Origin of the sequence: Actinomadura sp. NAK00032 (assembly GCF_013364275.1) — a bacterium.
In the GTDB taxonomy this organism is placed as follows: domain Bacteria; phylum Actinomycetota; class Actinomycetes; order Streptosporangiales; family Streptosporangiaceae; genus Spirillospora.
In genome coordinates this window covers 5,741,015-5,758,909 of sequence record NZ_CP054932.1, presented here as the reverse complement: position 1 = coordinate 5,758,909, position 17,895 = coordinate 5,741,015, and the positions used below count along the sequence as shown (strand labels likewise).

The 17,895-nt window shown below is 73.3% G+C and carries 18 protein-coding genes; 8 read left to right on the top strand and 10 right to left on the bottom strand.

The window, feature by feature from the left end:
- Positions 1-3 precede the first annotated feature (3 nt).
- The 7 genes from HUT06_RS26890 to HUT06_RS26860 form a co-directional block, all read right to left on the bottom strand.
- The gene (locus tag HUT06_RS26890; RefSeq protein ID WP_217711823.1) at positions 4-2,133 is read right to left on the bottom strand and encodes an alpha-1,4-glucan--maltose-1-phosphate maltosyltransferase; all 2,130 of its coding nucleotides are present in this window, start codon (positions 2,131-2,133) and stop codon (positions 4-6) included.
- 136 nt (positions 2,134-2,269) lie between these two features.
- On the bottom strand, positions 2,270-3,013 hold the full coding sequence (locus HUT06_RS26885; protein ID WP_176198250.1) for a copper homeostasis protein CutC: 744 nt from the start codon (positions 3,011-3,013) through the stop codon (positions 2,270-2,272).
- Entirely contained in the window at positions 3,010-3,981 is a 972-nt protein-coding gene (locus HUT06_RS26880) for an asparaginase (RefSeq protein WP_176198249.1), read from the bottom strand. Before HUT06_RS26880 ends, HUT06_RS26885 begins: the two co-directional genes overlap by 4 nt.
- 11 nt (positions 3,982-3,992) lie before the next feature.
- A complete protein-coding gene (locus HUT06_RS26875; RefSeq protein ID WP_176198248.1) occupies positions 3,993-4,868 on the bottom strand; it encodes an amino acid ABC transporter permease in 876 nt (291 codons plus the stop codon).
- The gene (locus tag HUT06_RS26870; RefSeq protein ID WP_138635229.1) at positions 4,865-5,509 is read right to left on the bottom strand and encodes an amino acid ABC transporter permease; all 645 of its coding nucleotides are present in this window, start codon (positions 5,507-5,509) and stop codon (positions 4,865-4,867) included. The genes HUT06_RS26875 and HUT06_RS26870 overlap by 4 nt, the downstream gene beginning before the upstream one ends.
- Before the next feature lie 11 nt (positions 5,510-5,520).
- Positions 5,521-6,456 (bottom strand): glutamate ABC transporter substrate-binding protein, encoded by a 936-nt coding sequence (locus tag HUT06_RS26865; protein ID WP_176198247.1) that lies wholly within the window; start codon positions 6,454-6,456, stop codon positions 5,521-5,523.
- Positions 6,457-6,509: 53 nt separating this feature from the next.
- The gene (locus HUT06_RS26860) at positions 6,510-7,238 is read right to left on the bottom strand and encodes an amino acid ABC transporter ATP-binding protein (protein ID WP_176198246.1); all 729 of its coding nucleotides are present in this window, start codon (positions 7,236-7,238) and stop codon (positions 6,510-6,512) included.
- 116 nt (positions 7,239-7,354) lie between these two features.
- Here HUT06_RS26860 and HUT06_RS26855 point away from each other — a divergent pair, with 116 nt between their 5' ends.
- Positions 7,355-8,512, top strand: a complete 1,158-nt coding sequence (locus HUT06_RS26855; protein WP_217711477.1) for an ROK family protein — start codon at positions 7,355-7,357, stop codon at positions 8,510-8,512.
- Positions 8,513-8,530: 18 nt separating this feature from the next.
- Here the strand turns inward: HUT06_RS26855 and HUT06_RS26850 are convergent, their stop codons facing one another.
- Positions 8,531-8,875, bottom strand: coding sequence for an STAS domain-containing protein (locus HUT06_RS26850; protein WP_217711476.1), 345 nt, complete (start codon positions 8,873-8,875; stop codon positions 8,531-8,533).
- A gap of 428 nt (positions 8,876-9,303) precedes the next feature.
- Here HUT06_RS26850 and HUT06_RS26845 point away from each other — a divergent pair, with 428 nt between their 5' ends.
- From HUT06_RS26845 to HUT06_RS26830, 4 genes are all read left to right on the top strand, one after another.
- Positions 9,304-9,579 carry a sulfurtransferase TusA family protein gene (locus HUT06_RS26845; protein ID WP_176198244.1) on the top strand — a complete coding sequence of 92 codons (276 nt, stop codon included), beginning with the start codon at positions 9,304-9,306 and terminating at the stop codon, positions 9,577-9,579.
- 111 nt (positions 9,580-9,690) lie between these two features.
- Complete coding sequence (locus HUT06_RS26840; protein WP_176198243.1) at positions 9,691-11,160, top strand: NAD(P)/FAD-dependent oxidoreductase; 1,470 nt, start codon at positions 9,691-9,693, stop codon at positions 11,158-11,160.
- A 1-nt stretch (position 11,161) separates the two neighbouring features.
- The gene (locus HUT06_RS26835) at positions 11,162-12,166 is read left to right on the top strand and encodes a transglutaminase domain-containing protein (protein WP_176198242.1); all 1,005 of its coding nucleotides are present in this window, start codon (positions 11,162-11,164) and stop codon (positions 12,164-12,166) included.
- Positions 12,167-12,204: 38 nt separating this feature from the next.
- Positions 12,205-13,161 carry a DNA polymerase domain-containing protein gene (locus HUT06_RS26830; RefSeq protein ID WP_176198241.1) on the top strand — a complete coding sequence of 319 codons (957 nt, stop codon included), beginning with the start codon at positions 12,205-12,207 and terminating at the stop codon, positions 13,159-13,161.
- Positions 13,162-13,230: 69 nt separating this feature from the next.
- On the opposite strand, the gene HUT06_RS26825 is transcribed toward HUT06_RS26830, so the two are convergent.
- Complete coding sequence (locus HUT06_RS26825; protein WP_176198240.1) at positions 13,231-14,445, bottom strand: cytochrome P450; 1,215 nt, start codon at positions 14,443-14,445, stop codon at positions 13,231-13,233.
- A 170-nt stretch (positions 14,446-14,615) separates the two neighbouring features.
- Entirely contained in the window at positions 14,616-15,467 is an 852-nt protein-coding gene (locus HUT06_RS26820) for a PaaX family transcriptional regulator C-terminal domain-containing protein (RefSeq protein WP_176198239.1), read from the bottom strand.
- Between the two features lie 146 nt (positions 15,468-15,613).
- On the opposite strand from HUT06_RS26820, the gene HUT06_RS26815 reads away from it, so the two are divergent.
- From HUT06_RS26815 to HUT06_RS26805, 3 genes are read left to right on the top strand one after another with little or no spacing between them, the layout of a single operon-like run.
- Positions 15,614-16,528 carry an SDR family NAD(P)-dependent oxidoreductase gene (locus tag HUT06_RS26815; protein WP_176198238.1) on the top strand — a complete coding sequence of 305 codons (915 nt, stop codon included), beginning with the start codon at positions 15,614-15,616 and terminating at the stop codon, positions 16,526-16,528.
- Positions 16,525-17,421, top strand: coding sequence for an amidohydrolase family protein (locus HUT06_RS26810; protein ID WP_176198237.1), 897 nt, complete (start codon positions 16,525-16,527; stop codon positions 17,419-17,421). The genes HUT06_RS26815 and HUT06_RS26810 overlap by 4 nt, the downstream gene beginning before the upstream one ends.
- Complete coding sequence (locus tag HUT06_RS26805; protein WP_176198236.1) at positions 17,418-17,870, top strand: MaoC family dehydratase; 453 nt, start codon at positions 17,418-17,420, stop codon at positions 17,868-17,870. Before HUT06_RS26810 ends, HUT06_RS26805 begins: the two co-directional genes overlap by 4 nt.
- The last annotated feature ends 25 nt before the right edge of the window (positions 17,871-17,895 follow it).

Below are 17,895 nucleotides of genomic sequence, written 5' to 3'. Positions count from 1 at the left end.
GGCTCAGCTGCCGCCCGTCCGGCGCCGGCTCCGGGACGGCCGGGCCGCGGGCCGCGGCGAACTCCGGCGCGACCTCGCGGTCGTCCCGTCCGCCCCGGCCATGCTCCCGTCCGACCGGACCCCACTGGCCCGCACACGTCCGCCGTTCCCCTGGAACGTGAGGATGTGTGCGGGCTTCGTGCGCGGGTCGAGCCGCACGTAGTTGGACTGGGTCCAGGTGTAGGTGGCGCCGTCGAGTTGGTCGGTGACGGTGTGGGGTCGGTGGGGGTCGTCGGGGAGGCCGAGGGCGGGGAGGTCGAGGTGGACGGTGGCTTCGCGGGGTTGGTGGGGGTTGAGGTTGACGATCACCAGGACCGCGTCGTGGAGGTGGCGTTTGGAGAAGGCGAGGAGTTCGGGTTGGTCGATGTGGTGGAAGTGGAGGTTGCGGAGTTGCTGGAGGGCGGGGTGGGTGTTGCGGAGTGTGTTGAGTTGGGTGATGAGGGGGGCGATGGTGGTGCCGGTGCGGTCGGCGGTGTCCCAGTCGCGGGGGCGGTACTGGTATTTCTCGGAGTCGCGGTATTCCTCGCTGCCGGGGCGGACGGGGGTGTTCTCGCAGAGTTCGTAGCCGCTGTAGATGCCCCAGGTGGGGGAGAGGAGGGCGGCGAGGACGGCGCGGATCTCGAAGGCGGGGCGGCCGCCGTGCTGGAGGTATTGGTTGAGGATGTCGGGGGTGTTGGTGAACAGGTTGGGGCGCATGTGGGCGGCGGCGGGGCCGGTGAGTTCTTGGAGGTAGGTGGTGAGTTCGTCGGCGGTGTTGCGCCAGGTGAAGTAGGTGTAGGACTGGTGGAAGCCGATTTTGGCGAGGGTGTGCATGGTGGCGGGGCGGGTGAAGGCTTCGGCGAGGAAGAGGACGTCGGGGTCGGTGGTGTGGATGTCGGCCAGGAGGCGTTCCCAGAACGCGGCGGGTTTGGTGTGGGGGTTGTCGACGCGGAAGATGCGGACGCCGTGGTCCATCCAGTGGTGGAGGATGCGTTTGATCTCGGTGTAGAGGCCGTCGGGGTCGGTGTCGAAGTTGAGGGGGTAGATGTCCTGGTATTTCTTGGGCGGGTTCTCGGCGTGGGCGATGGTGCCGTCGGCGCGGTGGGTGAACCATTCGGGGTGCTGGTGGACCCAGGGGTGGTCGGGGGAGCATTGCAACGCCAGGTCCAGGGCGATTTCGAGGCCGTGGTCGCCGGCGTGGGCGACGAAGGCGTCGAAGTCGTCGAGGGTGCCCAGGTCGGGGTGGACGGTGTCGTGGCCGCCGTCGGGTGAGCCGATGGCCCAGGGGGAGCCGGGGTCGTAGGGGCCGGCGTCCAGGGTGTTGTTGGGTCCTTTGCGGTACGTGGTCCCGATCGGGTGGATCGGTGGGAGGTAGACGACGTCGAAGCCCATGTCGGCGATCGCGGGCAGGCGTTTCATCGCGGTGCGGAACGTCCCCGACGTCGGCCCGCGGCGTCCCATGGGGTCGAAGGTGGCGCCTTCGGAGCGGGGGAAGAATTCGTACCAGGCGCCGTAGAGGGCGCGTTGGCGGTGCACGACCAGGGGGTACCAGTCCGACACCGTCAGCAGATCCCGCAGCGGGTGGCGCCGCACCACGTCCATCACGGTCGGTTCCCCTGCGGCGGCGAGCCGTTCGAGGGCGTCCGCGTCCTCGTCCGCCAGCAGGCGCGTGAGCCGGGTCAGGACGCGCCGGTCCTTCGCGGGGACCTCGCCCGCGGCCCGGGTGAACAGCGCCGCGCCCTCGGCGAGCATGAGCTCGACGTCCTGGCCGCGCGGCACCTTGATCTGCGCGTCGTGCCACCAGTGCGCGATCGGGTCGCCCCACGCCTCCACCCGGAACGACCACGACCCCAGCTCCGTCGGCGTCACCAGCGCCGACCACCGGTCCAGCCCCGCACCGACCTCGGCCATCCGCTCACCCGGCAGCTCCTCGCCGCCCGGCGTGCGCAGCACCACCGCCGCGCCCAGCCGCTCGTGCCCCTCCCGGAACACCGTCGCCGACACCTCGACCGTCTCACCCACCACGGCCTTCGCCGGCCACCGGCCGCACCCCACCACCGGCGACACGTCCAGAATCGGAATGCGCCCGAGTTCGGCCTCCAGCTTCACCTGCATGTGCCCGCTCCCGCTCTCGGCGCCGTCCCTCCGGCGCCGGTCGCAGACATCCATGCCCCGTCCGCAACCTCCGGCCATCCCCGGCGCGACAAGATCATGCAAAGAACTGCCGTGCCGGGGAGCGGGGCGGGCGCGGTCAGCCGGCGGCGCGGATGACCGAGGCGACGCCGGCGTCGGTGGTGACGAGCCGCCGGTACTCCGGCTGCCGCAGCTCCCCGCCCATGAACGGGTACGGGTTGCGGTGCACGGCCGGGCTCGGCTCCTCGCTGAGCGCCGCGAAGTGGATCTCGCGGGCGCCGGTCGCCGCGACGATCCGCGCGACGTTGCGGTCCGTGACACCGCCGCCGGGCATGACGATGATGCGGTCGCCGGCGCGCTCGACCAGCTCGGCGATGAGCGGCGCGCCCTCCAGCACGCTCACGTCCTGCCCGGAGGTGAGGACGCGGGCGACGCCGAGGTCGATCAGCTCCTCCAGCGCGGCGAACGGGTCGGCGGCCATGTCGAACGCGCGGTGGAAGGTGACGGGCAGCCCGCCCGCCGCCGCGATGAGCCGCTCCGCCACCGGCCGGTCGACCGTCCCCTCCGGGGTCAGCGCGCCGATCACGATGCCGTCCGCGCCCGCCTCCCGGACGAGGGCCGTGTCGTGCTCCATCGCCGCGACCTCGTGCTCGTCGAAGATGAAGTCGCCGCCGCGCGGGCGGATGATGACGTTCACCTTGATCGACGACACGGCCGCGAGCGCGGCGCGGACCGTGCCCAGGGTCGGGGTGAGCCCTCCCTCGAACAGCGCCGCGCACAGCTCGACGCGGTGCGCGCCCGCCTTCTCGGCGGCGATCGCGCCCGCGACGCTGTCGATGCAGATCTCGTAGGTGAGGCTCACGAACGTCCTTCCCCGGTGGTGCGGTTTTCGGTGGTGCCGATCTCGGTGGTGCGGATCTCGCCGACCCGGTGCCCGCCGCCGAGCACCGGGACGGTGCCGAGCGGGTCGGCCGGGCCGGTGTCGGCGCCGAGCGCGGCGAGCGCGCGCAGCGCGATGGCGGTGGTGGCGCGGGGGCTGCCGTCGATGACCTTCACCGCGACGGCGCGGCCGTCGGCGGTCGCGGCGATGAACACGCCCTCGGCGCCGCCCTTGGCGACCGTGCCGGGCAGCGCCCGCATGAACTCGGTGTTGGCGTGCCCCGTCCCGCCGACGTACTCGGGGTGGGCGCGCATCGCGTCCGCGACCGGACGGGACCCGTCGGACAGCACGAGCGAGCGCGCGGCGCGGGCGAGGCCCGTCAGCGTCAGCCCGAACAGCGGCGCGCCGCAGCCGTCGATCGCGACGGGCGCCGGCTCCTCGCCGGAGGCGTCCGCCATGGCCTGCCGCACCCGCTGCTGCAGCGGGTGCGACGGGTCGAGGTAGGTGTCGACCGGCCAGCCGTTCGCGGCGCACGCGGCGAGCATGGCGGCGTGCTTGCCGGAGCAGTTCATCCGCACCCGCGACTCGCCCTCGCCGGCCCGGATGAGCGCCGCCTTCGTCGGCTCGTCCTCCGGCCAGGACGGCGGGCACCGCAGGGCGTCCACGCCGAGGCCGGCGTCCGCGAGCATCGCCTCGACCGTCTTGACGTGGAAGTCCTCGCCGGTGTGGCTGCCCGCCGCGATCGCGAGGCGCTCCCCGGCGAGGGGCGCGCCGGCCGTCAGGCAGGCGAGCGCCTGGAACGGCTTCGTGGTGGAGCGCGGCAGGACGGTCTCGTCCGGGACGCCGCGCGCGTAGGCGAGCGAGCCGTCGGAGGCGAGCCCCGCGACGCTGCCGTAGTGGCGGCTCTCCACGAAGCCGTTCCGGACGACCTCGGCCAGAACTTCGTACATGACTTCCTTCGTTACGGTTGCGCCGCCGGGACGGTCTCCCGGACGGGGGCCCGGCCGGCGCGGGACGGGCGGTTGCGCTGCCGCGCCTCCAGCGTCCGGGCGAGCTTGGCCAGCGACGCGTTGATCACCAGGTAGATCAGCGCGATCACCAGGTAGGTCTGGATGAGCAGGTGGTTGTAGTTCGCGAGGACCTTGCCGCTGTAGAGCAGCTCGGCGTAGCTGACGACGTACCCGAGCGAGGTGTCCTTCAGCAGCCCGGCGGACTGGCTGACCAGCGACGGCAGCACCCGCCGCGCCGCCTGCGGCAGCACGATGAGCCGCATCGCGCGGCCGCGGGTCAGGCCGAGCGCGAGGCCCGCCTCCAGCTGGCCGCGCTCCACCGACCGGATCCCGGCCCGGAAGATCTCCGCGAACGCGGCGGCGTTGGACACCGACAGCGGCACGACGAGCTTCCAGAACAGCGGCAGGTCGACGCCGTACCTCGGCAGCGCGAACAGCACGATGTAGACCAGCAGCAGCGCCGGGATCGTCCGGACGATCTCGACATAGGCGGCGGACGGGACGCGCAGCCACCGCGACGGCGAGACCCGGCCGAGCGCGAGCACGATCCCCGCCGCCATGGCCAGCGCGATCGACACGGCCGCCGCGTACAGGGTGGAGCGCAGTCCCTCCAGGAGGTACCGCCACATGACCCACGTCCCGTACGGGCGCCACCGGTCGGCGGCGAGCTGGCCGTTGTCGGCGAACTGCTTCAGCGCGAGCGCGACGAGGACGGCGCCGCCGAGCAGCGTCAGCGCGGTGGTGATCCGGATGCGGCGGCGGGCGCGCGGCCCCGGCTCGTCGAACAGCAGCCGCGCGGAGTTCCCGGCGTCGGCGGTCTTCTTCATCGCAGGATCGCCAGCTTCCGCTCGAGGCCGCCGGTGACCAGCCCGAAGACCCCCGACAGCGCCATGTAGCCCAGGCCCGCCGTCACGAAGATCCAGATCGGCTGCGCCTCGGCCAGGTTGACCCGGTTCGCGGCGGCGGTCAGCTCCACCACGCCGACCGCCGCCGCGAGCGCGGTGTTCATCAGCGTCATGATCGCGATGTTGCCGAGCGGCTGGACGACCGTCCGCAGCGCCTGCGGGAGGACGACCAGCCGCAGCGACTGGACGAACGTCAGCCCGAGCGCGCGGGCGGCCTCGCCCTGCCCGGCCGGCACCGCGTTGATCCCGGACCGGATCGCCTCGGCCATGTACGCCCCCTGGTAGAGGGCGATGACGACGACCGAGGTGGTGAACAGCCCGGCGATCACCCCGATCTCGGGGAGCCCGAACACGGCGATGACCAGCCAGACCAGCAGCGGGATGTTCTGCAGGAGCTCGACGTAGGCCATGCCCGCGGCGCGCAGCACCCGCACCGGGCTCACCCGCATCGCGGCGACGAGGACGCCGGCGGCGAGCGCGCCGGCGAGCGCCAGCAGCGTCAGCTCGACGGTCAGCAGCAGCCCGTCGCCGAACTCCCCGAGGTGGTCGGTGATGACGTCCATGGGAGGAGGGGTTACTCCGAGCCCGGCGCGGAGCCGATCGCGGGCGGCTGCGGGGCCTCACCCTGGACGACCGTCCCGATCGAGTTCTTCCAGACCTTCGCCCACAGCCCGGACTCCTGGATCTTCTTGAGCCAGTCGTTGACGAACTGCTTCATCTGGGCGTCGCCGTGCTTGAGGCCGATGCCGTACGGGTCCTGGGTGAACGGCTCGCCCTGGATCTGGATGGTCGGGTCCTGCTTCGCGGTGGCGAGCAGCACGGCCTGGTCCTGCACGTAGGCGTCGCCGCGGCCCTGCTTGAGCGCCTGGACGCACTCGGGGTCGCTGCCGAACGTGACGATCTTGGCGTCCGGGGCGGCCTTCTTGATCGCCGGGATCGCCGGGGTGTTGGCGCCCGCGATGACCGTCTTGCCCTTCAGGTCGGCCGGGGTCTTGATGCCCGTCTCGTCCTTCTTGGTGGCGATGACCAGGCCGGAGCTGTAGTACGGCCCGGCGAACGCGACCTGCTTGGCCCGCTCCGGCGTGATGCTGTAGGTCTGGAAGACCACGTCCACGGTGCCGTTGGACAGCAGCGCCTCGCGCGTCTCCGACGCCGAGTTGACGATCTTCACGTTGGGCTTGCCGATGATGTACTTGGCGAGCAGCCGGCCGAAGTCGGCGTCCAGTCCCTCGACCTTCTTGTCCGCCGGGTTCTGCTGGGACAGCAGCGGCGCGTCCAGCGAGCCGCCCACGATCAGCTCCCCGCGCTGCTTGATCTTCTCCATGGTGGAGCCGGCCGGGATGTCGGCGGCGACCGGGGCGGAGGCGAGCAGGTCGTCGGTCTTGCCGCCGCCGGCGCCGGGCACGGCCGAGTCGGAGTCGCCGCCGGAGCAGGCCGCGAGGCCCGTCAGCGACAGCGCGGCGACCGCGGCCACCGCCGCCCGCCGCAGCCCCGCAGGGGTACGCACCATGATCATCAACCTTTCTCGGGTGGCGCGCCATGGGCGGCGCGCCGGGGGTGCCACTAGTGGCTGAGGACCTTGGCCAGGAAGTCCCGGGCCCGGTCGGTGGCGGGGGAGTCGAAGAAGGCGGCCGGCGTGCCGGACTCGACGACCTCGCCGTCCGCCATGAACACGACGCGGTCGGCGACCTTGCGCGCGAACCCCATCTCATGGGTGACGACGACCATCGTCATGCCGTCGCGGGCGAGACCGGTCATCACGTCGAGGACCTCGCCGACCATCTCGGGGTCGAGCGCGGAGGTCGGCTCGTCGAACAGCATCGCCTTCGGCCGCATCGCCAGCGCGCGGGCGATCGCGGCGCGCTGCTGCTGGCCGCCGGACAGCTGCGCGGGCAGCTTGCCGGCCTGCTCGCCGATGCCCACCCGGTCGAGCAGTTCGCGCCCGCGCCGCTCGGCCTCCTCACGCGACAGCCCGCGTACCCGCGTCGGCGCCAGCGTCATGTTCTGCAGGACGGTCTTGTGCTGGAACAGGTTGAACGACTGGAACACCATGCCGACGTCCGCGCGCAGGCGGGCGAGGGCGCGGCCCTCGGCGGGCAGCTCCTCCCCGTCGACGCGGATCACGCCGGCGTCCGGGGTCTCCAGCCGGTTCAGGCACCGGCAGAGCGTGGACTTGCCCGACCCGGACGGGCCGATCACCACGACCACCTCGCCGCGCGCCACGTCGAGATCGACATCGCGCAGCGCGGTGTGGCCGCCGAAGCGCTTGCTGAGCCCGCGCACCTCGATCATTCGGTCACCTTCGATCCAACTTCCTTCGATATCGAAGCTAAGCGCGACGATAGATGTAAAAATCGGCGTAAGTCAACACGTTGCTGTACCAAGTTCGCGCATGCTATCTATCTGGGGTGCGTAACAGAGGGGACGACAAACCGGCGGCGCTCCTGCGGTTGGTGGCGACCGGCCGGGCGGAGTCGCGGGCCGAGCTCGCCCGGCTGTCCGGGCTCGCCGCCTCCAGCGTCTCGCTGCGGGTCGAGCAGCTCATCGCGGCCGGCCTGTTCGCCGAGGAGGGCGCCGGGGCCTCGCGCGGGGGCCGGCGGCCCCGCCGCCTCCGGCTGGCCCGGGAGGCGGGCGTCTTCCTGGTCGCCGACCTCGGCGCGCACCACGCCCGGCTCGCCGCCGCCGACCTCGCCGGGACGCCGCTCGCGGTGTCGGACCTGCGCTGCGACATCGCCGCCGGGCCCGAGGCCACGCTGACGCTGGTCGTCGAGAGCCTGCGCGCGCTGGCCCGCGGGCACGGGCTGGCGGACGTCCCGGTCCGCGGCGTCGGCATCGGGCTGCCCGGCCCCGTCGACCCCGCGACCGGCCAGGTCGTCTCGCCGTCGCGGATGCCCGGCTGGAACGACTTCCCCGTCCGCGACCACGTCGGCGGGCTGACCGGGGTCCCCGTCCTGGTCGAGAACGACGCCAACCTCATGGCGGTCGGCGAGCACCGCCGGTCCTGGCCGTCCCTCGACAACCTCATGGTCATCAAGCTGGGCAGCGGCATCGGCTGCGGCGTCATCGTGGACGGCCGGCTGCACCGGGGCCGCGGCGCCGCCGGCGACATCAGCCACGTGCGGATCCTGTCGGAGGCGACGGTCGACTGCTCCTGCGGCCACCCCGACTGCCTGGAGGCCCACGCCAGCGGCGCGGCGCTCGCCGCGGCCCTCACCGCGCAGGGCATCGCGGTCGAGCACCCGTCGCAGATCGTGGACCTCGTCACCGACGGCGTCCCGCAGGCGACCAGCGCCGTCCGCACCGCCGGCCGGCTCATCGGCGACGTGCTGACCGCGCTCGTGAACTTCTTCAACCCCGACGCGCTCGTCATCGGCGGCAGCCTGTCGAACGCCGAACCCCTCGTCGCCACCATCCGGGGCGTCATCTACGAGCGCTGCCTGCCGCTCGCCACCCGCAACCTGGAGATCGCCACCTCGCGCGCCGGCCGCGACGCCAGCGTCCTCGGCGCGGGCCGCCTCCTGCTCGGCACCGCCGACACCTGGATCGACCGCGTCCTCGACCGCTGACGGGGGGCGGGCAGGGGGTCAGCGGTGCGCGGCGAGCGCCTCCCGCGCGGTCGCCACGTCCGGTGCGATCGCGACGCGGCGCTGCAGCCCGGCCACGTCCGACACCCGGCGGACGAGCCCGCGCGCCGGCAGTACCACCCACATGGGGACGCCCAGCTCGCTCGCCCGCATCTGCGAGCGGGTGATGACGTTGAGGCCGTTGGAGTCGCAGAACGTGCAGCCGCTGAGATCGAGGATGAGGGCGGGCGTCCCGGAGTCGAGGAGCCGCACGGCCTGCTCGAGGATCGCCTCGCCGTTGCTCAGGTCGACCTCGTCGGGGAACGTCAGCGTCCCGCAGGTGTCCGTGATCTCCACACGTGCCACTCCGAGCTCCATGGTCCGCCCCAAATCGGTTTCCTCACCTGGATGACAACGGGGGGTACTTCACTGCGACTGTAAGCCCCGATCCTGGACGGAACCTGAAAGAAAGGTTCAAGTCTAGGACCTCCCTCGCCCATATCGACGCCGAACCCGTTCACTCGGGTTTCGTCCTGGTTTGTCGCTTCTGAAGTGCCCCGGAAGCCCGTCCCCACCGGGGTTCGGGCGTCCTGTGCGCGCCGGGCGCGGGTGGGGCACGGCGGGGCACATCCGGACGATCGGCGTGCCTCCCGCCAGTCTGGTCGTCGTTCCTGAAGTTTCCCTTACCGGATGCGAAGCGGACGCTGAGAGTTCACGCCCGGCCTCCGCTGGGCGGCGGTCGCGACAAACCCATATATTTCACCCTGCGACCTGCGAGCACCGGGGGTGTGGGAATGAGCGCGGACCCAGTGGTCATCGACGGCGGCGACCGGTCCTGCGTGCGCCTGCTGCTGGAGTTGCGCGGGCACCTGGCGGGGCTCGCGCCGGGGACCGTCGTGCACCTGATCGCCGGCGACCCGGCGGCCCCCATCGACCTGCCCGCCTGGTGCCATCTGACCGGCCACTCCTACCTCGGCCCCGTCGAGCCGGCCGCGTCCCCGACCTATGCGCTCCAGGTGGCCGCCGACCCCCGTCCGACCTCCCCGGAGTCGCCCTGGCGCCCGCGCTGACCGCGCCGCCGGCCCCCGCTCCGCGGTCCGCCGAACGCCGTTCGGACAGCTATTGGCGAGGCGCCAATTAGAGGTTAGGCTGGCGGGCGGTGGCGATGAAGGGACGTGGGCATGAGCGGGCCGTCTGTCGCGATCGTCGGAAGCGGGTTCAGCGGGCTGGGGCTGGCCATCGCGCTGAAGCGCGCCGGCTGCACCGAGCTGACCGTGTTCGAGCGGGCGGACGGCCTCGGCGGCGTGTGGCGGGAGAACACCTACCCCGGCGCCGCGTGCGACGCCCCCTCGCACCTGTACTCCTACTCCTTCGAGCCGAAGCACGACTGGTCGCGCAGGTTCGCGCCGCAGCCGGAGATCCTCGACTACCTGCGGCGCTGCGCGCGCAAGTACGGCGTCACCGAGCACTTCAGGTTCGGGACGGAGGTCACCGGCGCCGACTTCGACGCCGCGACCGGGCGCTGGACCGTCCGGACGGCCGGCGGAGAGGACTTCGCGGCCGACGTCCTGGTCTCGGCGTGCGGCCAGCTCAGCCGTCCGGCGCTGCCCGCCGTCCCCGGCCTGGAGACGTTCGCCGGCACCGCGTTCCACTCCGCGCGCTGGGACCACGGCCGCGACCTCGCCGGACGGCGGATCGCCGTCATCGGCAACGGGGCGAGCGCCGTCCAGTTCGTCCCGCGGATCGCGCCGGAGGCCGCCAAGCTCACCGTCTTCCAGCGGGAGCCGCAGTGGGTGGGCTGGAAGTGGGACCGCCGCTACCCCCGCCTCCGCTCCCGGCTCAACCGCCGGTTCCCGGTCCTCCAGCGGCTGTCCAGGCTCGGGGTGTTCCTCTGGTTCGAGGCCCTGCTCAACCCGATGCTGATCTCCCCGCGCGGCCGCCGGGTGCTGTCCGCGCACATCCGGGCGCTGTGCGGCACCACCCGGTGGGCGGTGCGCGACAAGCGGACCCGCCGCGACCTCACCCCCCGCTACGAACTCGGCTGCAAGCGCGTCCTCGTCTCCAGCGACTACTACCGGACGCTCAACCTGCCGCACGTGGACGTCGTCACCAGCCCCATCGTGAAGGTCGCGCCCGACGCGGTCGTCACCGCCGACGGCACCGCCCACCAGGTCGACACCATCATCATGGGCACCGGCTTCCGGTCGCACGACTTCGTCGCCCCCATGCGCGTCACGGGCCTGGACGGGCGCGCGCTGGACGAGGCCTGGCAGGGCGGCCCGCGCGCCTACCTCGGCCTGACCGTCGCCGGTTTCCCGAACTTCTTCCTGATGTACGGGCCCAACACCAACGTGGGCTCCGGGTCGGTGGTACACATGCTGGAGAGCCAGATCGCCTATATCGTGCAGGCCGTCCGCGCCCTGCGCGACCCGGAGGTGCTCTACATGGACGTCCGCGAGGGCGTGCTCTCCGAGTTCGACGAACGTCTCCAGCGCCGCCTGGACGGCACGGTCTGGAACGCCGGCGGCTGCACCAGCTGGTACCTGCGCGACGGCCGCCGCAACGCCAGCAACTGGCCCGGATCGATGCTCGCCTACCGCCGCCGCACCCGCACCCTCGACCCGGCCGACTACCGGTTCGTGAAGCGCTGACATGGGCCGGGCCACCGCTCACCCGCTGCTGCGCACCCTGGACGGCCTCCTCGTCGTCCCGCCCGAGCACCACCGCCCCGACACCGGCCGCGCCGACGCCGCCGAGATGCTCGCCTGCCCCGAGGCCACCCTGAGCGACCTCGTCCGGCACGGCCTCCCGGCCACCGGCGAACGCGGCCGGGAGCGCTTCGACTCCCGGGACATCTTCAACATCGCCCTCTACTCCGGCTCCGGCCGCACCGGGATCGAGCGGACCGTCGCCTCCGCCCTGCGCTGGACCCGCGCGTCCTGCGAGGACCTCATCGCGCCGCGCGTCTCGCGGTTCGAGCTGCGCGTCGCCTGCGGCTCCCCGGACGGCTGCCGCCCCGGCGCCCGCAACACCCTCGCCCGGCCGCGGACCGGCGCCTACGGCGGCCGGGTCCGCCACGTCCGCGCCCACCCGGCCGGCGCCGCGCGCAACGAGCACGCCGGGACGGCGGCGACCGCCCGCGCGTCCGGCCCCGCGCTCGCCCTCTCCGCCGTCCTGCGCACGGTCGGCGACTGCCCGGTGCTGCGCTCGCCCGCGCTCCGCGCGATCCTGCGCGAGTTCATGGGCGCGGAGCTGCGCTGGCTGCGCCTCCCCGAGGCCATGCGCGACGACGAGTCCCTCGTGCCGCGCGGGTTCGCCAGCTGCGGCTCGGCCAGCCGCTACATCGCCCGGCTGTGCCGGGAGGAGGGCATCCCCGCCACGACGCGGATCGGCTGGGTCGTCGGCCTGCCCGACCTGGTGCACGCCTGGGTGGAGGTCGAGGACGAGGACGGCGTCACCAAGGTCATCGACCCGACGTTCGTGCTGCTCGCCGAGGTGATCCCGGGCGCGAACCCGATGCTGCGCGACCCCGGCATCGCCTTCCGCACCAACCGGCTCGTCCCCACCGCGCTCGGCGTCGGCGCCGACATCGCGTCCCACACCTGCGCCGCCGGCCACCTGCCCCGCGTGAGCACGTCCCTGGTGCCCATGGCCTGACCCCCGCCTCTGTCGGACGGGCGTGCGATGGTGGTGGGGTGAGCGCCGATGAGGAGCGTGACGGGGTCCGGCTGACGAACCTCGACCAGCCCCTGTTCGAGGGGGCCGACGCGACCAAGCGCGACCTGGTCGACTACCTGGACGCCGTCGCCGGCCGCCTCGTGCCGCAGCTGGCCGGGCGCCCGCTGTCGGTGATCCGCGTGCTGCGCGGCCAGAAGCCGTTCATGCAGAAGAACGTCCCCAAGTACACCCCGTCCTGGGTGCGGACCGTGAAGGTGTGGGCGGAGACGTCGCGGCGCGAGGTGTCGTACGCGCTGTGCGACGACCGCCGCACCCTGCTGTGGTTCGCCAACCAGCGCGCCGTCGAGTACCACCCGCCGCTGTTGCGCGCGGACGCGCCGCACCGCCCCACCCACCTCGTGATCGACATCGACCCGCCGGGCGCGGCCGCGTTCGGCGCCGCCGTGCGGGCCGCGCACCTGGTCCGGCGCGCGCTGGACGGCTCCGGGCTGGCGGGCGCGGTGAAGACCAGCGGCGCCAAGGGCGTGCACGTGTTCGTCCCGCTGGACGGCGCCGCCGTGGCCGAGGACGTCGCCGCCGCCACCCGCGCGCTCGGCGCCCGCGCCGAGCGGCTCGACCCCGGGCTCGCGACGACCGCGTTCATCCGCGAGGACCGGGGCGGCAAGGTGTTCCTCGACTCCACCCGCGCGGGCGGCGCGACCGTCGCCGCCGCCTACAGCCCGCGCATCCGGCCCGGCGCGCCCGTCTCGTTCCCCGTCGCCTGGGACGACCTCGACGGCGTCTCCCCGGCCGACTTCACGATCAGGAACGCGCTCGGCGTCCTCGGCGACCGCGACCCCTGGGCGGAGCTCATGCCGGCCCCGCAGGCCCTGCCCGCCGACCTGGTCGAGGAGGGGCACACGATCCCGATCGCGCGGGTCCAGGCGATGCACGAGGGCAAGCGCCGGGCGAAGGCGCGCCGCGACGCGGGCTGACGGATCCACGGGCCGTCCCGCGCTTTTCCCCGGTCTCGCGAGCGGGCCGGGGAAAGGCGCGGCGAAAGCTCAGGAATTCAGTTCGACCGGCAGCGACCGGTGCCCGTTGGAGATGAACGACTCGACCGGCCGCAGCTCGCCGGGATCGACGGCGAGCGCCATATCCGGGAAGCGCGCGAAAAGCGCGGGAAGCGCGATCTCGGCCTCCATCCGCGCGAGGGGCGAGCCCATGCAGAAGTGCACGCCGTGGCCGAAGGAGAGGTGCTCCTTGCCGGCCCGGGTGATGTCGAAGGCGTCGGCGCCGTCGCCGTGCAGCGCGAGGTCGCGCCCGGCCGCCGCGTAGGCGGCGAGGATCGCCTCGCCCTTGCCGATCGTGACGCCGCCGACGTCGATGTCCTCGACCGCGTAGCGCAGCGGCAGGTTCGCGACGGGCGCCTGCCAGCGCAGCGCCTCCTCGATCACCTCCGCCCACGGCACCGCCCCGGACCGGGCGAGCGCGCGCTGCTCCGGATGCGTCAGCAGCGCCGTGACCGCCTGGTCGAGCAGGTTCACCGTGGTCTCGTGCCCGGCGGAGATCATCAGGATCAGCGTGTCGACCAGTTCCTCCTCGCTCAGCCGCGACCCGTCCTCGTCGCGGGAGGAGATCAGCACGCCGGCCAGGTCGTCGGCGGGCTCGCGGCGCCGGAACGCGACGAAGTCCTGCAGGATGCCGTACATCTCGGTCTGGTTGGCGATGGCCTCCTGCGCCGTCAGCGCGGTGTTGAAGATGCCGTCCACGCACCGGCGCAGGCTCGGCCGGGTCTCCTCCGGGACGCCGAACAGCCGGCAGATCACCTCGATCGGCAGCGGGTAGGCGAACGCCTCGCGCAGGTCGGCGCGCCCGCCGGGAGCGGCGGCGAGCCCGTCCAGCAGGCCGGCGGTGATCCGCTCGACGTCGGGCCGGAGCGCCTCGGTGCGGCGCGGCGTGAACGCCCGGGAGATGATGGCCCGCAGCCGGCGGTGGTCCTCGCCGTAGGCGGTGAACATGTTCCGCACCGAGACCCACAGGCGCAGCGGCCAGTCCTCGGCGATCTCGCCGTCGATGTACTTCGTCCAGTGCAGGTTCGGGTCCTTCGAGACCCGCGGATCGGCCAGCAGCCGTTTCAGCTGCTCCTGGCCGGTGACCGCCCACGCGGTGACGCCGCCGGGCAGTTCGACGGGCGTCACCGGTCCGCGCGCCCGCAGTTTCGCGGCCTCTCCCTGGACATCGCCGCCGGACGGGTCGATGACGAGCGGATTCTCCATGGTGGCCCTCTCCACGGACGCGTCGGAGCGCACCCGCGGGCGGCTCCCGAATGACCGACCCAGCCAACGTACGGGGCACCGCGCCGGGCCGCCAGATCAGCGCGTGGAATCGTCCGCCCGCCGACTTTTCGGCCATTCCTTAAATGGCGCGCGACGGTGCCGGCGCCGGTTCAGCGGCGGCCGGCGTCGGCGGCGAGCAGGGTGCGGAGCTGGTCGGCGGCGTCGGGTTCCAGCGCGGCGAACCGCTCCCGGTACAGGGCGGTGGACGCCGGCGCGGGCCAGTCGGCGGGCAGGTGCCCGGCGGGCAGGCCCGGGTCGGTGCGCAGCAGCTGCAGCCAGTCGGCACCGAGCAGGGTGAGCCGGCTGAGCGGGCTGCCGCGCCGCTCCCGGTCGGGCGTCCAGGTCGCGATGAACGACTCGTGCTCGGCGCGGATCGCCGGGACGTCCCAGGCGCGGCGCAGCAGCCGCGGCACGTCGGTGCCCTCGACCGGGACGGAGTAGAACGCGTCGGCCAGCTCCGCCAGCCCGGCGAACTCGGGGCCGGCGAAGATCGCGCCGATGTCGACCCGGCCGGGCGCGATCCACAGCCCGTCGCGCAGCCCGCCGAAGCCGGCCCAGATCAGCCGGGCGCGGATCTGGTGGCGCAGGTCGCGGCGGCTCTCCGGCATGGAGTAGCTGAGCAGCGTCCACGCGCCGCCCGGGTGGGCGAACGGCTCCGCCGAGCGGACCCGGGGGGTGGCCTCGCGCAGCAGCTCCTCGGCCCACGGGGTGAGCGAGAACCGCGCGGTGCGGCCCTCCCGGACGCGGGCGAGCTGCCCCTTGCGGGTCATCCGCGCGAGCGTGGCGCGGCCGGCCGCCTCCGCGACGCCGAGGTCCTCCAGCAGGTGCAGGAACACCCGGGAGCTGATCGGCGGGAGGCCGCGGTCGAGGACGAGCGAGCCGAGGAAGCTGAACAGCAGCTGCTGCGGGGCGCGCCGCCGCGGCCGTGCGCTCGCGGACGCCTCGTCCTGCTCGCCGGTCATGCCCGTCCTCCGTCGTCGCCGTTCGCCGCCGTCGGTGGACATCCCACCATGCCGGCCGGTCGCGTCCCACTTTATTCGAACAAATCTTGACGAGCGACAGCAATGAATCTAGCTTCTAGGGCACAACGCGGATCGGAAGGGTGGCAATGGAGCTGAACGGGAAGGTGGCGGTGGTCACCGGAGCCGGCCGGGGCCTCGGCCTCGCCTACGCCGGCGAACTCGCCCGCGCCGGCGCGGCCGTCGTCGTCAACGACGCGGACGCCGGCGCCGCCGAGGCGGCCGCGGCGGGCATCGCCGCCGCGGGCGGGCGGGCCGTCGCGCACCCCGCCGCGGTCGGCCCCGCCGAGGCCGCCGACGCGCTGGTCGCGCGGGCCGTGGCGGAGTTCGGCCGGCTCGACGTGATGGTGACCAACGCCGGCGTCCTGCGCGACCGGGTGCTGTGGAAGATGACCGACGACGACTTCGACACCGTCGTCCAGGTACATCTGAAGGGCACGTTCACCTGCGCCCGCGCGGCGGCGGTCCGGTTCCGCGAGCAGGGCGCGGGCGGCCGGCTCATCCTGGTCGGCTCGCCGGCCGGGCAGCGCGGCAACTTCGGCCAGACGAACTACTCGGCGGCCAAGGCCGGGATCGTCGGGTTCGTCCGGACCTGGGCGATGGAGCTGGCCCGCGCGAACGTCACCGTCAACGCGGTCGTGCCCGTCGCGGCGACCGCGATGACCGAGACGATCCCCGCGCTGGCCCCCTACGTGGCGGCGATGCGGGAGGGCCGCGCCATGCCGCCGTTCGCGCGCCGCGCGCTGGCCTTCGGCACCCCCGAGGACGCCGCCGGGCTGGTGGCCTTCCTCGCCTCGGACGCCGCGTCCGGCATCACCGGGCAGGCCATCGGGATCGGCGGCGACCGGCTCTCGCTCTGGACGCACCCGACCCAGGCCGTCGCCGCCTACCGGGACGGCGGCTGGGACGCGGACGACATCGCCGGCGCCTGGCCGGCGGTCTTCGCCGAGCACGAGCAGAGCGTGGGGGAGAACCTCCCCGAGGCCCCGGAGGGCGCCGCGTGAGCGGCCTCGACCTGGACGCGCTGGAGGCCATCGACGTCCACGTCCACGTCGAGTCCGACGGGCACGGCCACCTGTCCCTGCCGGAGGAGTTCATGGAGGCGTCGGCGAAGTACTTCGGCGCCGGCCAGAACCGCACGCCCACGATCGACGAGATCGCCGCCCACTACCGCGAGCGGCGGACGGCGGCCGTCGTGTTCACCGTCGACATCGAGAACGCCACCGGGCACCCCGCCATCTCCAGCGAGGAGATCGCCGACCGCGCCGCCGCGCACCCCGACGTGCTGATCCCGTTCGCGAGCGTCGACCCGGCCAAGGGCCGCGCCGGCGCCCGGACGTTCCGCCGGCTCATCGAGGAGCACGGCGTGCGCGGCATCAAGTTCCACCCGTCGCTGCAGGGCTTCTCGCCCGACGACCGCAGCGCCTACCCGCTGCTGGAGGTCGCCGCCGAGCACGGCGTCCCGGCCCTGTTCCACACCGGGCAGACCGGGATCGGCGCCGGGATGCCGGGCGGTGGCGGCATCCGGCTCGGCCTGTCCAACCCGATGCTGCTGGACGGCGTCGCCGTCGACCTCCCCGAGCTGACGATCATCATGGCGCACCCGTCGTTCCCCTGGCAGGACGAGGCGCTCGCCGTCGCCACGCACAAGCCGAACGTCTACATCGACCTGTCCGGCTGGTCGCCGAAGTACTTCCCGCCGCAGCTCGTCCGGTACGCCAACGGCCTGCTGCAGGACAAGGTCCTGTTCGGCTCCGACTACCCGGTCATCACCCCGGACCGGTGGCGGCGCGACTTCGACGCGCTGGAGATCAAGCCGCACGTCCGCCCCAAGATCCTGAAGGACAACGCCGTGCGGGCCCTCGGCCTCGCTCCGGCGAGCGAGGAGAAGGCATGAGCACGACCGTCGCGTACGAGGACCTGAAGAGCCTGGCGGGCGGCTCGCTCGGCACCAGCCGCTGGCTGGAGGTGGACCAGGCCCGCATCGACACCTTCGCCGACGCCACCGGCGACCACCAGTGGATCCACACCGACCCCGAGCGCGCCAAGGACGGCCCGTTCGGCGGCCCCGTCGCGCACGGGTACCTGACGCTGTCGCTGGTCATCCCGCTGTGGACGGAGCTGCTCGACGTCACCGGCGTCACCACGAAGATCAACTACGGGCTGAACAAGGTGCGCTTCCCGGCCCCCGTCCCGGCCGGCTCCCGGATCCGGCTGTCCGGCGCGCTCGCCGACGTGGCGGACGTCGCCGGCGGCCTCCAGGTCACCGCCGACCTCGTCGTGGAGATCGAGAACGGCGGCAAGCCCGCCTGCGTCCTGCAGGGCATCTTCCGCTTCCACCCGTAGCCGTTCGGCCGCCCCCACCGCCGCG